At 77.4% G+C, this 17,473-nt stretch carries 14 protein-coding genes; 9 read left to right on the forward strand and 5 right to left on the reverse strand.

The window, feature by feature from the left end; genetic code table 11:
• Positions 1 to 48: 48 nt before the first annotated feature.
• From Q0789_RS01440 to Q0789_RS01455, 4 genes are all read left to right on the forward strand, one after another.
• On the forward strand, positions 49 to 1,092 hold the full coding sequence (locus Q0789_RS01440) for an SURF1 family protein (RefSeq protein WP_298801396.1): 1,044 nt from the start codon (positions 49 to 51) through the stop codon (positions 1,090 to 1,092).
• Positions 1,089 to 1,484 carry a DUF3817 domain-containing protein gene (locus Q0789_RS01445; protein WP_298801397.1) on the forward strand — a complete coding sequence of 132 codons (396 nt, stop codon included), beginning with the start codon at positions 1,089 to 1,091 and terminating at the stop codon, positions 1,482 to 1,484. The genes Q0789_RS01440 and Q0789_RS01445 overlap by 4 nt, the downstream gene beginning before the upstream one ends.
• A 219-nt stretch (positions 1,485 to 1,703) precedes the next feature.
• A complete protein-coding gene (gene guaA / locus Q0789_RS01450) occupies positions 1,704 to 3,317 on the forward strand; it encodes a glutamine-hydrolyzing GMP synthase (protein WP_363325982.1) in 1,614 nt (537 codons plus the stop codon).
• Positions 3,318 to 3,389: 72 nt separating this feature from the next.
• Complete coding sequence (locus Q0789_RS01455; protein WP_298801399.1) at positions 3,390 to 4,151, forward strand: mechanosensitive ion channel family protein; 762 nt, start codon at positions 3,390 to 3,392, stop codon at positions 4,149 to 4,151.
• A gap of 20 nt (positions 4,152 to 4,171) precedes the next feature.
• On the opposite strand, the gene Q0789_RS01460 is transcribed toward Q0789_RS01455, so the two are convergent.
• Positions 4,172 to 4,870: a FadR/GntR family transcriptional regulator gene (locus Q0789_RS01460; RefSeq protein ID WP_298801400.1), complete on the reverse strand. Its 699-nt coding sequence runs from the start codon at positions 4,868 to 4,870 to the stop codon at positions 4,172 to 4,174.
• A gap of 127 nt (positions 4,871 to 4,997) precedes the next feature.
• Here Q0789_RS01460 and Q0789_RS01465 point away from each other — a divergent pair, with 127 nt between their 5' ends.
• The 3 genes from Q0789_RS01465 to Q0789_RS01475 all read left to right on the forward strand — a co-directional run bounded on the left by Q0789_RS01465 (position 4,998) and on the right by Q0789_RS01475 (position 9,207).
• The gene (locus tag Q0789_RS01465; RefSeq protein ID WP_298801401.1) at positions 4,998 to 6,386 is read left to right on the forward strand and encodes an SLC13 family permease; all 1,389 of its coding nucleotides are present in this window, start codon (positions 4,998 to 5,000) and stop codon (positions 6,384 to 6,386) included.
• Between the two features lie 29 nt (positions 6,387 to 6,415).
• Complete coding sequence (locus Q0789_RS01470) at positions 6,416 to 7,648, forward strand: CaiB/BaiF CoA-transferase family protein (RefSeq protein ID WP_298801402.1); 1,233 nt, start codon at positions 6,416 to 6,418, stop codon at positions 7,646 to 7,648.
• 77 nt (positions 7,649 to 7,725) lie between these two features.
• A complete protein-coding gene (locus Q0789_RS01475) occupies positions 7,726 to 9,207 on the forward strand; it encodes a carboxyl transferase domain-containing protein (protein ID WP_366917595.1) in 1,482 nt (493 codons plus the stop codon).
• A 33-nt stretch (positions 9,208 to 9,240) separates the two neighbouring features.
• Here Q0789_RS01475 and Q0789_RS01480 read toward each other — a convergent pair whose 3' ends face one another.
• The 4 genes from Q0789_RS01480 to Q0789_RS01495 form a co-directional block, all read right to left on the reverse strand.
• On the reverse strand, positions 9,241 to 10,443 hold the full coding sequence (locus Q0789_RS01480; RefSeq protein WP_298801404.1) for an acetate/propionate family kinase: 1,203 nt from the start codon (positions 10,441 to 10,443) through the stop codon (positions 9,241 to 9,243).
• Positions 10,440 to 12,608, reverse strand: a complete 2,169-nt coding sequence (gene pta / locus Q0789_RS01485; protein WP_298801405.1) for a phosphate acetyltransferase — start codon at positions 12,606 to 12,608, stop codon at positions 10,440 to 10,442. Before pta ends, Q0789_RS01480 begins: the two co-directional genes overlap by 4 nt.
• Positions 12,609 to 12,739: 131 nt before the next feature.
• On the reverse strand, positions 12,740 to 13,600 hold the full coding sequence (locus Q0789_RS01490; RefSeq protein WP_298801406.1) for a sugar phosphate nucleotidyltransferase: 861 nt from the start codon (positions 13,598 to 13,600) through the stop codon (positions 12,740 to 12,742).
• 5 nt (positions 13,601 to 13,605) lie between these two features.
• Positions 13,606 to 14,169 (reverse strand): NUDIX domain-containing protein, encoded by a 564-nt coding sequence (locus Q0789_RS01495; RefSeq protein ID WP_298801407.1) that lies wholly within the window; start codon positions 14,167 to 14,169, stop codon positions 13,606 to 13,608.
• A gap of 56 nt (positions 14,170 to 14,225) precedes the next feature.
• On the opposite strand from Q0789_RS01495, the gene Q0789_RS01500 reads away from it, so the two are divergent.
• Positions 14,226 to 14,690, forward strand: coding sequence for an NUDIX domain-containing protein (locus tag Q0789_RS01500; protein WP_298801408.1), 465 nt, complete (start codon positions 14,226 to 14,228; stop codon positions 14,688 to 14,690).
• Positions 14,691 to 14,747: 57 nt separating this feature from the next.
• Complete coding sequence (gene pcrA, locus Q0789_RS01505; RefSeq protein ID WP_298801409.1) at positions 14,748 to 17,255, forward strand: DNA helicase PcrA; 2,508 nt, start codon at positions 14,748 to 14,750, stop codon at positions 17,253 to 17,255.
• Positions 17,256 to 17,473: the final 218 nt, after the last annotated feature.

The following is a 17,473-nucleotide window of genomic DNA, read 5'->3' on the forward strand; positions in this document are numbered from 1 at the left end:
GTCACGGCCTCCCGGCCGGCGCCCAGCCGGGCGCCGTACCGTGGTGGGGTGCGCCCGACCGAGACCCGCGGACCCGCGGGCGTCGTGCGGACGGCCCTGCGCCTCCGGATGCTCGCCCTGCTGGCCCTCGCGCTGGGGCTCGCGGTCGTCTTCGCCGAGCTGGGGTCCTGGCAGCTCGGCCGGGCGCGCACCGGGCAGCAGGCACCGCCCGAGCGCGCGGTGGTGCCGCTGCAGCAGGTGCTCGCCCCCCAGGAGGCCCTGTCCGCCGAGGCCGTGGCCGGGCCCGTCGCCGTCCGCGGCACGTGGGCGGACGTGCCGCAGCAGCTCGTCGTCGGCCGCGCGGCCGACGGGTCGCCGGGTGACGGCGCCTGGGTCCTCGCCGCGGTCGAGGTCCCGGACGTCGACACCGCACCTGTCGACACCGCACCTGTCGACGCCGATGCCGCCGACCCCGCCGCCGGGCAGCGGGCAGCGGCGACGGGGGACGGCGGCGCCCTGCTGCCCGTCGTCCGCGGATGGGTGCCCGACCCCGACGACGCCGCGGGCGTGCCGCCCGCGCCGACGGGCGCCGCCGACCTCGTCGGCGAGCTCGCCGTCTCCGAGGACCCGCGGGGCCTCGCCGGGCTGCCCGTGGGCCGGCTGGCCGCGGCCAGCTCGGCGGACCTCCTCAACGTCTGGGACGGGCGCGTCTACGCCGGCTACCTCGTGCCGGACACCCAGGCCCAGGACGCGTCGGCGCCGGGTGCGCAGGTCGTCCCGCCGCCGGAGCGGGAGAGCGGCACCAACCTGCAGAACGTCTCGTACGCCTTCCAGTGGTGGGTCTTCGCCGCCTTCGCCGTGCTCATGTGGCTGCGCGTCGTCCACGACGTCCACCGCCGAGCGCTCGAGCGCGCGGAGGACGAGGCCGAGGAGCGGAGGGCCCCGCTGCCGGGAGCCACCGGCGGCGCCGCCGACCCGGAGGGCGGCCCCGACCCGGGGGGCGCTCACGAGCCGAGCAGCGCCCTCGACCCCGGCGACGTCGACCATCCCGCCGACGACCACCCCGCCGACGACCACCCCGCCGACCGCCGCGCCCAGGAGGCCTCCCGGTGAGCACCGGACGACCCACCCCGCCCGCCCCCACCGGCGCCCGCGCCCGCCGCCTGCGCGAGGCGAGCCTCGGCCCGGCGCTCACGCGCTACCGGGTCATGGCGATCATCACCGGCGTCTTCCTCCTCGTCGTCACCGTGCAGCTCGTGGTCCGCGAGGTCTTCGGGCCGGAGATCCTCGGCAGCTGGGTGGCCATCGCCCACGGCTGGATCTACATCGTCTACCTCGTGACGGTCGTCGACATGTGGTCGCGCCTGCGGTGGGGGCCGGCCCGCCTGGCGGGGCTCGTGCTGGCGGGCGTCGTGCCCTTCGTCTCCTTCGTCGTCGAGCACCGCGTCACGCGCGAGGTCCGCGCCCTGCTGCGCCAGCTGGCCGAGCAGCGCGACGGCGCCTGACCGGCACGGGGTGCAGCGGCGGCGGCGCCGTCGCGCCCGGCCACTAGCCTGGCGCGCGTGAGCGAGCCCACCCGTGAGGCCACCGGCGACCCGAGCGCCGCCGACCCGGGCGCCCCGGGCCCCGACGACGCCCCCAGCGCGCAGCAGGCCGAGCCGCTGGCGCCGGCCGGCACGCCCGAGCAGGGCGCGCCCGTCGCCGCCGGCGCGCCCCCGGACGGCCTGCCGGCGGGGGAGCGCACCGCCCGCCCCGTGCTCGTCGTCGACTACGGCGCCCAGTACGCCCAGCTCATCGCCCGCCGCGTGCGCGAGGCCGACTCCTACTCCGAGGTCGTGCCGGCGTCCTCGAGCGTCGAGGAGCTGCTCGCCCGCGACCCCGCGGCCATCGTCCTGTCCGGCGGGCCGGCGTCGGTGTACGCCGAGGGCGCCCCGCTCGTCGACGCCGGCCTCTTCGAGGCGGGCGTGCCCGTCCTCGGCATCTGCTACGGGTTCCAGGCCATGGCCAAGGCGCTCGGCGGCGACGTCGCGCGCACCGGCCTGCGCGAGTACGGCGGCACCGACGCCGCGCTGGAGCCCGTCGAGGAGACCGCCGCCGCCCGCCGCAGCGTCCTGCTCGACGGCCAGCCGGCCACGCAGAGCGTGTGGATGAGCCACGGGGACGCCGTCCGCAGCGCCCCGCCCGGCTTCACCGTCACCGCCTCGACGCCCGGCGCCCCCGTCGCGGCCTTCGAGGACCACGAGCGCCGCCTCTACGGCGTCCAGTGGCACCCCGAGGTCAAGCACTCGACCTTCGGCCAGCAGGTCATCGAGAACTTCCTGCGCGGCGTCGACGTGCCGGCCGACTGGACGACCGAGGGCGTCATCGACGAGCAGGTCGAGCGCATCCGCGCCCAGGTCGGCTCCGCCCGCGTCGTCTGCGGCCTGTCCGGCGGGGTCGACTCGGCCGTGGCCGCCGCCCTCGTGCACCGCGCCGTCGGCGACCAGCTCACGTGCGTCTTCGTCGACCACGGCCTGCTGCGCGCCGGCGAGGCCGAGCAGGTCGAGCGCGACTACGTCGAGGCCACCGGCATCGACCTCGTCGTCGTCGACGCCGCCGACGCCTTCCTGCGCGCGCTCGCCGGGGTCACCGACCCGGAGGAGAAGCGCAAGGCCATCGGCCGCGAGTTCATCCGCGCCTTCGAGGGCGCGGCCGCCGACCTCGTCGCCCGCGCCGGCGAGCAGGGCGAGGAGGTGCGCTTCCTCGTCCAGGGCACGCTCTACCCCGACGTCGTCGAGTCCGGCGGCGCGGTCCACAGCGGCACGAGCTCGACCGCGACCATCAAGAGCCACCACAACGTCGGCGGGCTGCCCGACGACCTGCAGTTCGAGCTCGTCGAGCCGCTGCGGACCCTCTTCAAGGACGAGGTGCGCGCCGTCGGCGCCGAGCTGGGGCTGCCCGAGGCCATCGTGTGGCGCCAGCCCTTCCCGGGCCCGGGCCTCGGCATCCGCATCATCGGCGAGGTCACGCGCGAGCGGCTCGAGACGCTGCGCGCGGCGGACGCGATCGTGCGCGAGGAGCTCACCGAGGCCGGCCTGGACCGCTCGATCTGGCAGTGCCCCGTCGTCCTGCTCGCCGACGTGCGCTCCGTCGGCGTCCAGGGGGACGGGCGCACCTACGGCCACCCCGTCGTGCTGCGGCCCGTGAGCTCCGACGACGCCATGACCGCCGACTGGTCGCGGCTGCCGCACGACCTGCTCGCGCGCGTCTCCACGCGCATCACCAACGAGGTCGACGAGGTCAACCGCGTGGTGCTCGACGTCACGAGCAAGCCGCCGGGCACCATCGAGTGGGAGTGACCTCCCGGTGACGAGCAGGGCGGGGGCGCCGGTGCCGGTGCCGGTGCCGGTGGGAGGGGTCCGCTCGTGCCGGTGAGGCCCGTCCCGGCGGCGGCCGACGTCCCGGACGAGCCGCTCGCGGAGCCCCCGGCGGCGCCCCGCCGGGCGCCCCGGGCGTGGCGCTACGTCGTGCCCGCCGCCGTCGCCGTGGCCGCCGAGGTGGTCGCGGCCGCCGCGGGGGACCTGCAGGGCACGGGCGTGCAGCGCACCGTGCAGGTGGCCTGCGCCGTCGTGCTGGCCCTCGCCCTGGTGGCCCTCGTGCGGGCGGCGTCCGCCGGGCTGTCCGCGGCGGCGGGCCGTCGCGGCGGGGAGGCCGCGGCGGTGCCCGTGCAGAACGCGGTGCTCGTCGTCGGCGCGGTGCTCTCCGTCCTGCTCGTGCTCGACGCGCTGCAGGTGCCGCTGCGCGCGCTGCTGCTCGGCGGCGCCCTCACGGGCGTCGTCCTGGGCGTCGCGCTGCAGCAGGTGCTCGGCAACGTCTTCGCCGGGCTCGTGCTCCTGCTCACGCGGCCCTACGGCACCGGCGACCTCCTGCGGCTGCGCGGCGGGACGACGGGCGGCCTGCTCGAGGGCCGCGTCGTCGGCGCCACGCTCACCCACCTCGTGCTGCGCACGCCCGAGGGCGTGGTGCGCGTGCCCAACGCCGGTGTCCTCGGCGCGGTCATCGGGCCGTCGGCCCCGGACGGCCCGCTGCCGCCCGTCGACGACCCGGTGGCCCGCGGGACCGCGCGCGGGGGCGACGAGGGGTCGGCGGACGGGGAGCCGCCGGACGCGCAGGAGCAGCGGCTGCACCGGTGAGCCGCTGCCGGTGCGGGGAGCTAGCCGCGCCGGCCGGGGACGTCGGGCGAGGGGGACGCCGCCGGCGTGTCCGGCTCGCCCCCGACGCCGACCGCCGCCCGGCGGGCGGCCACCGGGTCGGCGGCGACGACGGCGCGCAGCACGCCCTCCAGGCCCGGCCCGAAGGGGGCCTCGCCCGGCGCCAGCGCCAGGGCCAGGCGCGCCAGGGTCGGTGAGTCGGCCGCCTCCACGACGAGCGCCGCCGCCGTCGCCGGCACGCCCTGCGAGCCGACCCCCTCGAGGGCCCCCGCCAGCGCGGCGCGCTGGTCGGCGCCCGCCCGCTCGGCGGCGAGCGCGGCGACGGCGCCGAGGACGGCGGCCCGCGCGTCCGCCAGGTCGCGCTCGTCGGGGCCGTGGGCGGCGAGGGCCGCGTCGAGCTCGGAGGCCGCGCTGGCCTCCCGCAGGACGGCGCCCTCGCCGTGCCGGACGTCGACGACGCCCCGGACCTCGAGCGCGACGAGCGCCTGCGCCAGCGTCGCGCGGCTCACGCCGAGCTGCTCCGCGAGGAGCCGCTCGGGCGGCAGCCGCTCGCCGGGCGAGAGGCCCTGGGCCTCGATGAAGGCGGTGATGTGGTCGGCGAGCTGCTCGTACAGCCGCGGGCGCCGCAGACGGGAGAGCGCCGCCGCGGGGGCTCGGGCCGCGCGGGGGCGTCCGGGAGCGGGGCCGTCCTCGGGTGCCACGAGCACCTCCTCGGGGAGCGCCGGTCGTTGACACCAGCATCGCTGGACAAGAGGCTAGGCCACTGCGCCACCCCGGAGGGCGTGATCCACCCACCGTCGTTCACCGTCGAACCGAGGTGCTCTGCCCGTGTCCGCTGACCTCATCGGCCTGCTCGTGCTGGCCGCCGTCTTCCTCGTGGCCACGATCCGGCCCATCAACATGGGCGCCCTGGCGCTCGTGGCCGCCTTCGTCGTCGGCACGACCGTCTTCGGCGTGGACGCCGACGGGGTGCTCGGCGGCTTCCCGGCGAGCCTCTTCGTCATCCTCGTCGGCGTCACCTACCTCTTCGCGCTGGCGAAGAACAACGGCACGGTCGACTGGCTCGTCCACGCCGCGGTGCGCGCCGTGGGCGGCCGCGTCTCCCTCATCCCGTGGGCGATGTTCGTCGTCGCGGGGGCGATCACGGCCATCGGCGCCGTCACCCCGGCCGCCGTGGCGATCATCGCGCCGGTCGCCATGTCGTTCGCCGTGCGCAACCGGATCAACCCGGTGCTCATGGGCTTCATGGTCGTCCAGGGCGCCACCGCCGGGAGCTTCAGCCCCATCGGCGTCTTCGGCGTCATCACCAACGGCGTCGTCCGGAACAACGACTTCGAGCCCTTCCCGCTGCAGCTCTTCCTCGGCAGCCTCGTCACGGCCGTCGTCATGTGCGTCATCGCCTACGTCGTCTACCGCAACCGGGACCTCGACGGCGGTCGCCTGGACCGCTCGGCGGTCCAGGCGGACCTGTCCTCCTCGGCCATGGCGGCGAGCGGCGCCGCGACGCGCACCCCGGTGACCGGCACGCCGCAGGCGCTCGTCGAGCGCGGCGAGCGGCTGCGCTCCAGCGGCGGGCGCCGCGACGAGGCCGACGCCGTCGCCGACGACACCCCGGCGCCCCAGCTCGACGCCCAGCGGGGCCTCACCCTCGCGGGCCTCGTGCTCCTCGCCGTCCTCGCGCTCGCCTTCCGGCTCGACGTCGGCTTCACCGCCCTCGCCGTCGCGGTGGTGCTCACGCTGGTCTTCCCCGGGTCGGCCACGGGCGCGGTGGACAAGGTGAGCTGGGGCACCGTCCTGCTCATCGGCGGCATCGTCACCTACGTCAACCTGCTCGACGAGCAGGGCACCATCGACCGCTTCGGCGACTCCGTGGCGGGCTTCGGCACGCCCCTGCTGGCGGCGCTCATCATCTGCTTCATCGGCGCGGTCGTGTCGGCCTTCGCCTCGACGACCGGCATCCTCGGCACGCTCATCCCGCTGTCCGTGCCGTTCCTGCTCGCCGGCGAGGTCGGCACGGTCGGCCTCGTCGTCGCCCTCGCCATCTCGAGCTCGGTCGTCGACTGCAGCCCCTTCTCGACGAACGGCGCGCTCGTCGTCGCGAACTCCGAGCCGGCCATGCGCGACAAGATCTTCCGCTCGCTCATGGTGCTGGGCATGGGCCTCGTCGTCGTCGCGCCGCTCGTGACGTGGCTCGTGCTCATCGTCCCGACGTCCTGACCACCACCCGCCACCTCCCGGAGGACCCCGTGCCCGACCCCGCCGGCCCCCTCGCCGGGACCCTCGTCGTCGACCTCACCCGCGCGCTCGCCGGGCCGCACGCCGGCATGGTGCTGGCCGACCTCGGCGCCCGCGTCGTCAAGGTCGAGACCCCCGGCGGCGGCGACGACACCCGCGGCTGGGGGCCGCCCTTCGTCGAGCCGGAGGGCGGCCCCGGTGACGGGAGCGACCGGCAGTCGACGTACTTCATGTCGTGCAACCGCGGCAAGGAGTCCGTCGCGCTCGACCTCAAGTCCGACGACGGCCGGCGCTACCTCACCGCGCTCGTGGAGCGGGCCGACGTGCTGCTGGAGAACTTCCGCACCGGTGTGCTCGACCGGCTGGGCTTCGGCACCGAGCGCCTCCTCGAGCTCAACCCCCGGCTCGTCGTGCTCTCCATCACGGGCTTCGGCCACGACGGGCCCGAGGGCGGGCGCGCCGGCTACGACCAGATCGCCCAGGGCGAGGCCGGGCTCATGTCGATCACCGGGTCCGGCCCGGACGACCCCCAGCGCGTCGGCACCCCGATCGCCGACCTCCTCGCCGGCATGACCGGCGTGCACGGCGTCCTCGCCGCGCTGCTCGAGCGCGAGCGCACCGGGCGCGGCCAGGTGGTGCGGACGTCGCTGCTCGCCTCGGTCGTCGGCGTCCACGCCTTCCAGGGCACGAAGTGGACGGTCGCGGGCGAGGTGGGGCGCGCGCAGGGCAACCACCACCCGTCCATCAGCCCCTACGGGCTGTTCCGCTGCGCGGACGGCTCGGTGCAGATCGCCGTCGGCAGCGAGGGCCTCTGGAAGCGCTTCTGCGACGGCTTCGGCCTCGACCCGGCGCTCGAGGGCTTCGCGACGAACCCCGAGCGGGTGGCCCGCCGCGAGGAGGTCGTCACGCTCGTCGAGGAGCTCTTCGCGTCCTGGTCGGCGCCCGACCTGCTGGCGCGGCTCGCCGAGATCGGCGTCCCCGCCGGGAAGGTCCGCACGATGGACGAGGTCTACACCTGGGAGCAGACCGCCAGCCAGGGGCTGCTCGTCGACGTCGACCACGCGACGCTGGGCACGGTCACGCTCCCCGGCCCGCCGCTGCGCTTCTTCGACGCCGACGGCGCGGAGACGACCCGGCGCGAGCACCGCGCGCCGCCGCTGCTCGACGGCGACGGCGACGCCGTCCGGGCCTGGTTGAACGGGGAGAGCCTCGACGGCGACGCGCACCGCGAGCAGGGCGCGTGAGCCCAGCCGGGGGCACCGACCGGCCGGGCGCCGACGCCCGGCCCCCGCGGCGCGGCGGGCGCGAGCTCCTCGAGCTCGTGCTCGACGAGGGCACCTACCGCTCGTGGGACGCCCCGCCGGCGCAGCCGCGCAGCACCCCCGCCTACGACGCCGAGCGCGCCCGCGCCGCCGAGCGCTCGGGCGTCGACGAGGCCGTCGTCACGGGCGAGGGGCGCCTGCGCGGGCGGCGGGTCGCCGTCGTCGCCGGCGAGTTCGGCTACCTCGCCGGCTCCATCGGCGTCGCGGCGGCCGACCGGCTCGTCGAGGCCGTCGAGCGGGCCACGGTCGAGGGCCTGCCGCTGCTCGCCGCGCCCTCGTCGGGGGGCACGCGCATGCAGGAGGGCACGGTCGCCTTCCTCGCCATGGTGAAGATCTCCGCCGCCGTGGCGGCGCACAAGGCCGCCGGCCTGCCCTACCTCGCCTACCTGCGCCACCCCACGACCGGCGGGGTCTTCGCCTCGTGGGGCAGCCAGGCGCACGTGACGGTCGCCGAGCCCGGCGCCCTCGTCGGCTTCCTCGGGCCGCGGGTGTACGAGGCGCTGTACGACCAGCCCTTCCCCGCGGGCGTGCAGACGGCCGAGAACCTCCACGCGCACGGCCTCGTCGACGCCGTCGTCCCCCACGAGCGGCTCGCCGACGTGGCGGACCGAGCGCTCAGCGTGCTCCAGGCCCCGGCGCCCACCGACGCGCCGGTCCTCGAGGAGGACGACGCCGTGCCGGCCGCCGAGGTGGCGCGGCTGCCCGACGTGCCCGCCTGGGAGTCGGTGGTCCTGTCGCGGCGCGGCGACCGCCCCGGCATCCGGCGCCTGCTGCGCTACGGCGCCCGCGACGTCGTCCCGCTGCACGGCACGGGCGCCGGGGAGAGCGACCCCGGCCTGCTGCTCGCGCTCGCCCGCCTCGGCGGCGCGGCCTGCGTGCTCCTCGGCCAGGACCGCCGCGGGCAGACCCTCGACGCGCCGCTCGGCCCGGCGGCGCTGCGGGCCGCCCGGCGCGGCATGGCCCTCGCCGACCAGCTGGACCTGCCGCTCGTGACCGTCATCGACACCCCCGGCGCGGCGCTGTCGGTGGAGGCCGAGGAGGGCGGCCTCGCCGGCGAGATCGCTCGGTGCCTCGCCGAGCTCGTCACGCTCCGGGCGCCCGTCGTCAGCGTGCTGCTCGGGCAGGGCACCGGGGGAGGGGCGCTCGCGCTCGTGCCGGCGGACCGGGTCGTCGCCGCCCAGCACGCCTGGCTCTCCCCGCTGCCGCCCGAGGGCGCGAGCGCCATCGTCCACCGCGACGTCGACCACGCCGCAGAGATGGCCGAGCAGCAGGGGGTGCGCGCGGCCGACCTCGTGCGCGACGGCGTCGTCGACGTCGTCGTGCCCGAGCGGCCGCACGCCGGCGCGGAGCCCGAGGAGTTCTGCCGGCGGGTGGCGCGGGTCGTGGAGGCCGAGATCGACCGGCTCGCCCGCGTGCCCGTCGAGGAGCGCCTGGCCGCGCGCCACGAGCGCTACCGGCGGCTGGGGCGCGCCCGGGCGTGACGCGGGCGCGCCCGCGCCCGGGGGCCGGCTGCCTCAGGCGCCGACGACGGCGAGCGCCTCGCGGGCGATCTGCAGCTCCTCGGCGGTGGGGACGACGAGCACCGTGACCGGCGACCAGTCCGGGGAGATGCGCCGCGCGTCCCCGGAGCGGGTCGCGTTGCGCTCCTCGTCGAGGACGACGCCGAAGCCCTCGAGCCCCGTGAGCGCCCGGCGGCGCACCTCGGCGCTGTTCTCGCCGACGCCGGCGGTGAGCACGACGGCGTCGAGGCGGCCCATCGCGAAGGCGTACGCCCCGAGGTAGTGCCGGACCCGGTGCGCCAGGACGTCGAGGGCGAGGTCGGCGTCGGCGTCCCCGCCGGCGGCGCGCTCGACGACCTCGCGGACGTCCGAGGCGCCCGTCAGCCCCTGCAGTCCGCTGCCGCGGTTGAGCGTCCGGTCGAGCTCGTCGACCGACAGGCCGCCCTCGCGGAGCAGGTGGAGCAGCGCGCCCGGGTCCACGTCGCCGGGTCGCGTGCCCATGACGAGGCCCTCGAGCGGGGTGAGGCCCATCGACGTCTCCACGCTGCGCCCGCCGAGGACGGCCGTCGCCGACGCCCCGTTGCCGAGGTGGAGGACGACCATGGCGACGTCCTCGGCGGGGCGTCCGAGCAGCTCGGCGGCGCGGGGGACGACCGAGGCGACCGACGTGCCGTGGAAGCCGTAGCGGCGCACGCCGGTGCGCCGGGCCAGGTCGCGGTCGAGGGCGTAGGTGTGGGCCGCGGGCGGCACGGTGGCGTGGAAGGCCGTGTCGAAGACCGCGACGTGCGGCACGTCCGGCACGGCGCGGCGCGCCACGCGGATGCCCTCGAGGTTGGCCGGGTTGTGCAGGGGCGCGAGCGAGGACAGCTCGTCGACCGCCCGCTCGAGGTCGTCGTCGACGAGCGCCGGCGCGGAGAAGCGGTCCCCGCCGTGGACGACGCGGTGGCCGACGGCCGCGAGGCCCGCACCGGCCAGGTCGGGGCCGTGCTCGGAGAAGGCGGCGACCACGGCGTCGAGCGCGGCGGTGTGGTCGGGCACGTCGACGCCCGTCTCGACGCGGCCGCCCGGGCCGTCGTGGCGCAGGCGCCCGCCGCCCGCGCCGATGCGCTCCACGAGGCCCGACGCGAGGGAGCGGCCCGAGCCGTCGTCCGCGACCTCGACGAGCTCGTACTTGACGCTCGAGGACCCCGAGTTGAGGACGAGCACCACGCCGCTCACGCGCCCACCTCCTGCTGCTCGTCCTCCTGCTGCTCCCTCTCCTGCTGGGCCTGCACCTGGGCCTGCACGGCCGTGATGACGACCGTGCTGACGATGTCGCGCACGAGCGCCCCCCGGGAGAGGTCGTTGACGGGGCGCCGCAGCCCCTGCAGCACCGGGCCGATCGCCACGGCCCCCGCGCTGCGCTGGACCGCCTTGTACGTCGTGTTGCCCGTGTTGAGGTCGGGGAAGACGAAGACCGTCGCTCGCCCGGCGACCGCCGAGTCCGGCAGCTTGGTGCGGGCCACGCCGACGTCCACGGCGGCGTCGTACTGGATGGGCCCCTCCACCGAGAGGTCGGGGCGCCGCTCCCGCACGAGCGCGGTGGCGCGGCGCACCTTCTCGACGCCGGCGCCCGAGCCCGACCCGCCCGTCGAGTAGCTCATCATCGCCACCCGCGGCTCGACGCCGAAGGCCTCGGCGGTGTCGGCGCTGCTGGCGGCGATGTCCGCCAGCGCGTCCGCGTCGGGGTCCGGGTTGACGGCGCAGTCGCCGTAGACGAGCACGCGGTCCGGCAGGCACATGAGGAAGACGCTCGACACGACGTCACGCCCGCGGGCCGTCTTGATGACCTCGAAGGCGGGCCGCAGCGTCTCGGCCGTCGTGTGCACGGCGCCGGAGACCATCCCGTCGGCGTCGCCGAGGTGGACCATCAGCGTGCCGAAGCGGGTGACGTCGGTGAGGAGCTCCTCGGCCGCCTCCGGCGTGACGCCCTTGTGGGCCCGCAGCCGCGCGTACTCGTGGGCGTAGCGGGTGCGGTCGGGGGAGGTCCGCGGGTCCACGACCCGTGCGCCCGCGACGTCGGCGCCGACCTCCTCGGCGAGGGAGCGCACCTCCTCCTCGGGGCCCAGCAGCACGAGGTCGACGACGCCGTCCCGCAGCAGCTCGGCGGCGGCCAGGAGCACCCGCGGCTCGAGCCCCTCGGGCAGCACAACGCGCACGCGGGCGCTGCGGGCCCGCTCGAGCAGCTCGGCGGCGAAGGCCCGGGGGGTGACGACGTCGACGACCGCCTCGTCGGCGAGCGCGACGAGGCGGGCGCCGTCGACGTGGGCGGCGAAGAGGTCGCGCGCGGCGCGCACCTGCTCGCGGGCGCGCTCGGTGCCGCGCGAGAGCCGTCCGCGCACGGCGAGCAGCCGGGCGGCGGTCTCGACGGTGCCGAGGTCGGTGCTCGCGACGGGCAGGTCCGCGCCCCGACCCTCGAGGAGGCCCTCGAGCAGCGCGGTGACGACGGGGGGCAGCGCGAAGCCGCCGGTGAGCACGACGCCCGCGAGGCGCGGGAAGGTCGACGAGGCGTGGGCCGCCATGAGGCCGAGGACGACCTCGCTGCGGTCCCCGGGCACGATGACGACGGCCCGCTCCTCGAGGTGCTCGAGCGCGTGGGGCATGGACATGGCCGCGACGACGAGGCCGCCGGCGCGCTCGTCCAGGGCCGCGTCCGGGCCGAGCACGAGGCGCCCGTCGCAGGCCTCGACGAGCTCGCGCACGCCCACCGACGTCAGGAGGCGGTCCTCGGGAACGGCGAAGGCGGGCACCAGCGGCGGGCCGTCGCGCCGGCCGGGCTGCTCGAGCGCGGCGACGACGTCGGCGAGGCCGTCGGGGTCCGCGCGGGAGGCGACGACGCCGAGCACCTGGGCGTGCTGGGCGACGACCTCGTCGCGGGCGACGTCGGCGACGGCGCGCACCTCGCGCGGGCTGCGGCCGAGCGCCTTGACGACGAGCAGCACCGGGGTGCCGAGGTCGGCGGCCAGGCGCGCGTTGAGCGCGAGCTCCGTGGGGCCGGCGACGTCGGTGTAGTCGCTGCCGAGCACCATGACCTCGTCGCAGCGGGCGGCCAGAGCCCGGTAGCGCGCCACGACCTCGTCGAGCGCGGCGTCCCCGTCGTCGCGGACGTCCTCGTAGCCCACGCCGACGCTGGCGGCGTACGTCTCGTCGTCGACCTCCCCGCCGTCGGCGAGCTCCGACAGCAGGACGTCGAGGACGTCGTCGCGGCCGCCCTCGGCGCGCACGAGCGGGCGGAAGACGCCGACGCGGCGCCCCGGGCGGGCGCGCAGGGCGGCCAGCACGCCGAGCGCGACGGTCGACTTGCGCGTCTCGCCCTCGACGGAGGCGATGTAGAGGCTGCCCACCCGCCCGACGCTAGGGGGTCGGCCGCGGGGCTGCAGGCGCAGCGGGGTCGGTCGGGGCGCGGGCGACCCCGGCGCGCCCGCACGGCGCGCCCGGACGGCGGGCCCGGACGGCGGGCCCGCCGTGCGGGCGGTCAGCCCCCGGCGCCGACGGTCAGCCGGTGGTCGGGGCCGCCGGCACGGACGCAGTCGACGAGGACCTCGCCGGCGTCGACCACGGCGCCGTCCCAGACCACGGACCGGACGAGCTCGCCCTCGACGCGGGCGCCCGCCCCCACGACGCTGCGCCCGCCGGAGGCCGCGAGGTTCGCGGCGAGGTAGCGCCGGGGCGTGCCGCAGTCGACGGCGGCCTGGTCGGTGGCATGCAGCTCGAGGCGTCCGGCGTCGCGCTCGGCGCGCCACAGCACCTCGAAGAGGCCGCTCGGGCGGGGCGCGAGGTCGCGCACGAGGTGCCACGGGAGCGCGCAGGCGCCGACGTACCGGACGGCGGGGCCCTCCTCGCCGGCGCGGCGCAGGGGGTCGCCCGTCGGGCCGGGCCCGGCGGCAGAGGTGGTGCCGGTCGGGCCGGCGGGGACGACGAGGAGCCGGCAGCGCTCGCCGTCCCACCCGTCGAGGAGGCCGTCGAGGCCCGCGGGCAGCCAGGCGTCGGCGTTGGTGAGGACGACGTCGCGCCCGTCGAGCCAGCCGCGCAGGGCGCCCAGCGCCCCGGCCGTCCCGAGGGCCTCGGGCGCCTCGCGGGCCAGGTGCGCCCTCGGCCCGCCGGGGCCGCGCGCCACGAAGGTCTCCACCTGGTCGGCGTGGGCGTGGGCGTTGACGCCAAGGTGCTCCTGCGGGGCCCCCGCGGCGGGCAGCGCGTCGGCCAGCCGGTCGAGGGCGTGCTCGAGCAGCGGTCGCCCGCCGACGGGGCACAGGGCCTTGGGCCGCAGGTCGGTGAGCGGCCGCAGGCGCGTGCCCGCCCCGGCGGCCAGCACGACCCCGGCCCGCTCGGCCACCACGGGGGTCAGCCCCGGTGCGGGCGCCCGGGCTCCCCGGCGCCCGCCAGCACCTCGCCGTCGTAGCAGCCGGGCTGCTCGGCGCGGCGCAGGAGGTCGACGATCTCGCGGGTGGAGTCGTCCGCCTCCCCGAGGTCGGCCAGGGCGACCCAGCGGTGGTCCTGGGCCTCGCCGCCGACCCGCACCTGCGGCCGCTCGTCGACGCGCAGGCGGTAGATGACGTCGACCCGGCGGACGCGGGCGTTGACCTGCGTGGCCACGGGCAGGCCCACCCGCACGCGCAGCCCCGTCTCCTCGCGGACCTCGCGCTCGACCCCCTCGGCCGGGCGCTCGCCGCGGTCGAGCAGGCCGCCGGGGAGGGTGAGGCCCTGGCGGTGCGGCTGGCGCAGGAAGAGGACCGCGCCGTCGTGCTCGATCGCGACGACCGCGCCCACGGTGAAGCCGGGCGTGCCGGCGCGGACGAGCCCGCGGCGCAGCGGGGCGGGCAGGCGCCGGAAGACGCCGAGCAGGAGCGGGTACGCGCGGCGCCGCAGCCGGGCGGGGGCGGACGCCGTCACGTGCTCGGGAGCCATGCGGCGAGCGTAGGTGCCGGGCACGACGTCCCGCCCCTGGCGTAGCGTCCCGGGCCGTGGACGGGGCGGGCGGGCGGACCGACGAGGAGGCCGTGCGCCGCCAGCGCGTGGCGGCCTACGTGCTGTGCCGGCGCGGGGAGGCGGTCCTGCTGTCTCGGCTGTCGCCGGGGACGCCCCGCCCGGGCCTGTGGTCGCTGCCCGGCGGCGGGCTCGAGCACGGCGAGCACCCGCGCGAGGGCGCGCGCCGCGAGGCGCACGAGGAGACGGGCCTCGACGTCGTCGTCGGGGACGTCCTCGACGTCGGCTCCTCGCACTTCACCGGCCGGGCCCCCGACGGGCGCCTCGAGGACTTCCACGGCATCTCGCTCGTCTTCGCCGGCGAGACCGACGACGAGCGCGAGCCCGTCGTCCTCGACGTCGGCGGCACCTCGGACGCGGCGGCGTGGGTGCCCCTGGCCGACCTCGCGAGCGGCGTGGTCGGCGTCACCGAGGTCGTGCGGCTGGCGCTCGCCGCGGGCTGACGGCGCGGCTGCGGGGGAGCACCGCCGTCGGCTCCGGTGCGTACCCTCGGGAGCGCCATGAGCACCCTCTTCGACGACCTGCCCCTGCCGGGCCTGCGACCGCGGGGGAGCACCCCGCCCGGCGCCGCCACGGCGGCCGGCGGCGTGCGCGAGCGGCTGCTCGCGGGCCGCTCCGGCGCCCCCGCGAGCCCGTCGGACGGCGACGGGACGCCCGGCACGGATCGGGGCACCGGCCCGGGCTCGGCCCGCGCGCTGGCGCTGCTCGAGGGGCTCAACCCGCCGCAGCGGGAGGCCGTGCTGCACTCCGGCGGCCCGCTGCTGCTCGTCGCCGGCGCCGGGTCGGGCAAGACGCGCGTGCTCACGCACCGGATCGCGCACCTGCTCGCCGCGCGGGGGGTGCGGCCCGGCGAGGTGCTCGCCATCACCTTCACCAACAAGGCCGCCGCGGAGATGCGCGAGCGGGTCGAGGCGCTCGTCGGGCCGGCCGCGCGGGCCATGTGGGTCTCGACCTTCCACTCCGCGTGCGTGCGCATCCTGCGGCGCGAGGCGCAGGCGGTCGGCCTGCGCAGCAGCTTCTCCATCTACGACGCCGCCGACAGCCAGCGGCTCATGGCGCTCGTGTGCCGCGAGCTCGACCTGGACCCCAAGCGGCACCCCCCACGGTCCTTCACCGCGCAGGTGTCCAACCTCAAGAACGAGCTGGTCGACGACGAGACGTACGCCTCCCGCGTCGCGGCCGAGGGCACGCCCGCCGAGAAGGTGCTCGCCGAGGCGTACCGGCTCTACACGGCCCGGCTGCGCCAGGCCAACGCCCTCGACTTCGACGACATCATCATGCTCACCGTCAACGTGCTGCAGGCCTTCCCGGACGTCGCGCAGGCCTACCGGCGGCGCTTCCGGCACGTGCTCGTCGACGAGTACCAGGACACCAACCACGCCCAGTACGTCCTCGTGCGCGAGCTCGTCGGCGGGGCGGTGCACGGGGCCGACGCCGAGCGCGCGGAGGGCCGGGGCGGGGACGGCTCCGACGCCGCGCTCCCGCCGTCGGAGCTGACGGTCGTCGGCGACGCCGACCAGTCGATCTACGCCTTCCGCGGCGCCTCGATCCGCAACATCGAGGAGTTTGAGAGCGACTACCCCGACGCGACGACGATCCTGCTCGAGCAGAACTACCGCTCGACCCAGACGATCCTCACCGCGGCCAACACCGTCATCGCGCGCAACCCCGACCGCCGGCCCAAGAACCTCTGGACGGCGTCCGGGCAGGGCGAGCCCGTCGTCGGGTACGTCGCGGACACCGAGCACGACGAGGCGGCCTTCATCGCCGAGGAGGTGGACCGGCTCCACGACGAGGCCGGCGTCCGCTACGGCGACGTGGCGGTCTTCTACCGCACCAACGCGCAGTCCCGGGCTCTCGAGGAGGTGCTGGTCCGCACCGGCGTCCCGTACAAGGTCGTCGGCGGCACCCGCTTCTACGAGCGCCGCGAGGTCAAGGACGCGCTCGCCTACCTGCGGGTGCTCGCCAACCCCACCGACACGGTCAACCTGCGCCGCATCATCAACGTCCCGAAGCGGGGCATCGGCGAGCGCGCCGAGGCGACGATCGCCGCGCTCGCCGAGCGAGAGCGCATCCCCTTCGCCGCCGCGCTCGGCCGCGCCGAGGACGCCCCCGGCATCGCCACGCGGAGCCTCACCGCCGTCACGCGCTTCCGGGAGCTGCTCGAGGAGCTGCGGACCGTCGTCGAGGGCGGCGCCGGGCCGGCCGCCGTCCTCGAGGCGGTGCTCGACCGCACGGGCTACGTGGACGAGCTGCGGCGCAGCGGCGACCCGCAGGACGAGTCGCGCGTGGAGAACCTCGCCGAGCTCGTCGCCGTCGCGGGCGAGTACGAGACGGCGAACCCCGAGGGCTCGCTCGGCGACTTCCTCGAGCAGGTCTCCCTCGTGGCCGACGCCGACGAGATCCCCGACGAGCCGGGGGAGGGGGCGCACCCGGACGACGTCGCCGCGGCGCGCGAGGCCGCCGAGCAGGGCGTCGTCACGCTCATGACGCTGCACACGGCGAAGGGGCTGGAGTTCCCCGTCGTCTTCCTCACGGGCATGGAGGAGGGCGTCTTCCCCCACCAGCGCTCGCTGGCGGACCCGACCGAGCTCGCCGAGGAGCGCCGGCTCGCCTACGTCGGGCTCACGCGCGCTCGGGAGCGGCTCTACCTCTCGCGCGCCGCGGTCCGGACGGCGTGGGGCCAGCCGCAGTACAACCCGGCGAGCCGCTTCCTCGACGACGTGCCCCCCGACCTCCTGCAGTGGCGCCGCGGGGCCTCGAGCGCCGTCGCGCCGTCCTCGACGCCCGCGGTCGCGCGCCTCGCGCAGCGGCCCGGCGTGCGCTCGCCCGGCAACCGCGAGGTGGTCCACCTCGAGGGCGGTGACCGCGTCACGCACGACGCCTTCGGGCTCGGGACGGTCGTGCGGGTCGACGGCTCGGGCGACAAGGCCGTGGCGCACGTCGACTTCGGCGACCAGGGCGTCAAGCGCCTCCTGCTGCGGTACGCGCCGGTCGAGAAGCTCTGACGCGGGCGGTCCGCCGCCCGATCCCGCCCCGCTCACGCAGGGCGATGTGTGGCCATGTCGCCCTCTCGCGTCGTGCCTGGGGGCGATGTGTGGCCATGTCGCCCTCTCGCGTCGTGCCTGGGGGCGATGTGTGGCCATGTCGCCCTCTCGCGTCGCGCCTTGGGGCGATGTGTGGCCATGTCGTCCCCGGCGTGCGGGCGGCCTGGGGGCCGTGGACG

This window comes from uncultured Pseudokineococcus sp., assembly GCF_947499845.1.
In the GTDB taxonomy this organism is placed as follows: Bacteria; Actinomycetota; Actinomycetes; order Actinomycetales; family Quadrisphaeraceae; genus Pseudokineococcus.

Coding starts and splice junctions, on each gene's coding strand:
- pcrA (WP_298801409.1), top strand. CDS start 14,748: ATGAGCACCCTCTTCGACGACCTGCCCCTGCCGGGCCTGCGACCGCGG.
- Q0789_RS01495 (WP_298801407.1), bottom strand. CDS start 14,169: ATGGCTCCCGAGCACGTGACGGCGTCCGCCCCCGCCCGGCTGCGGCGC.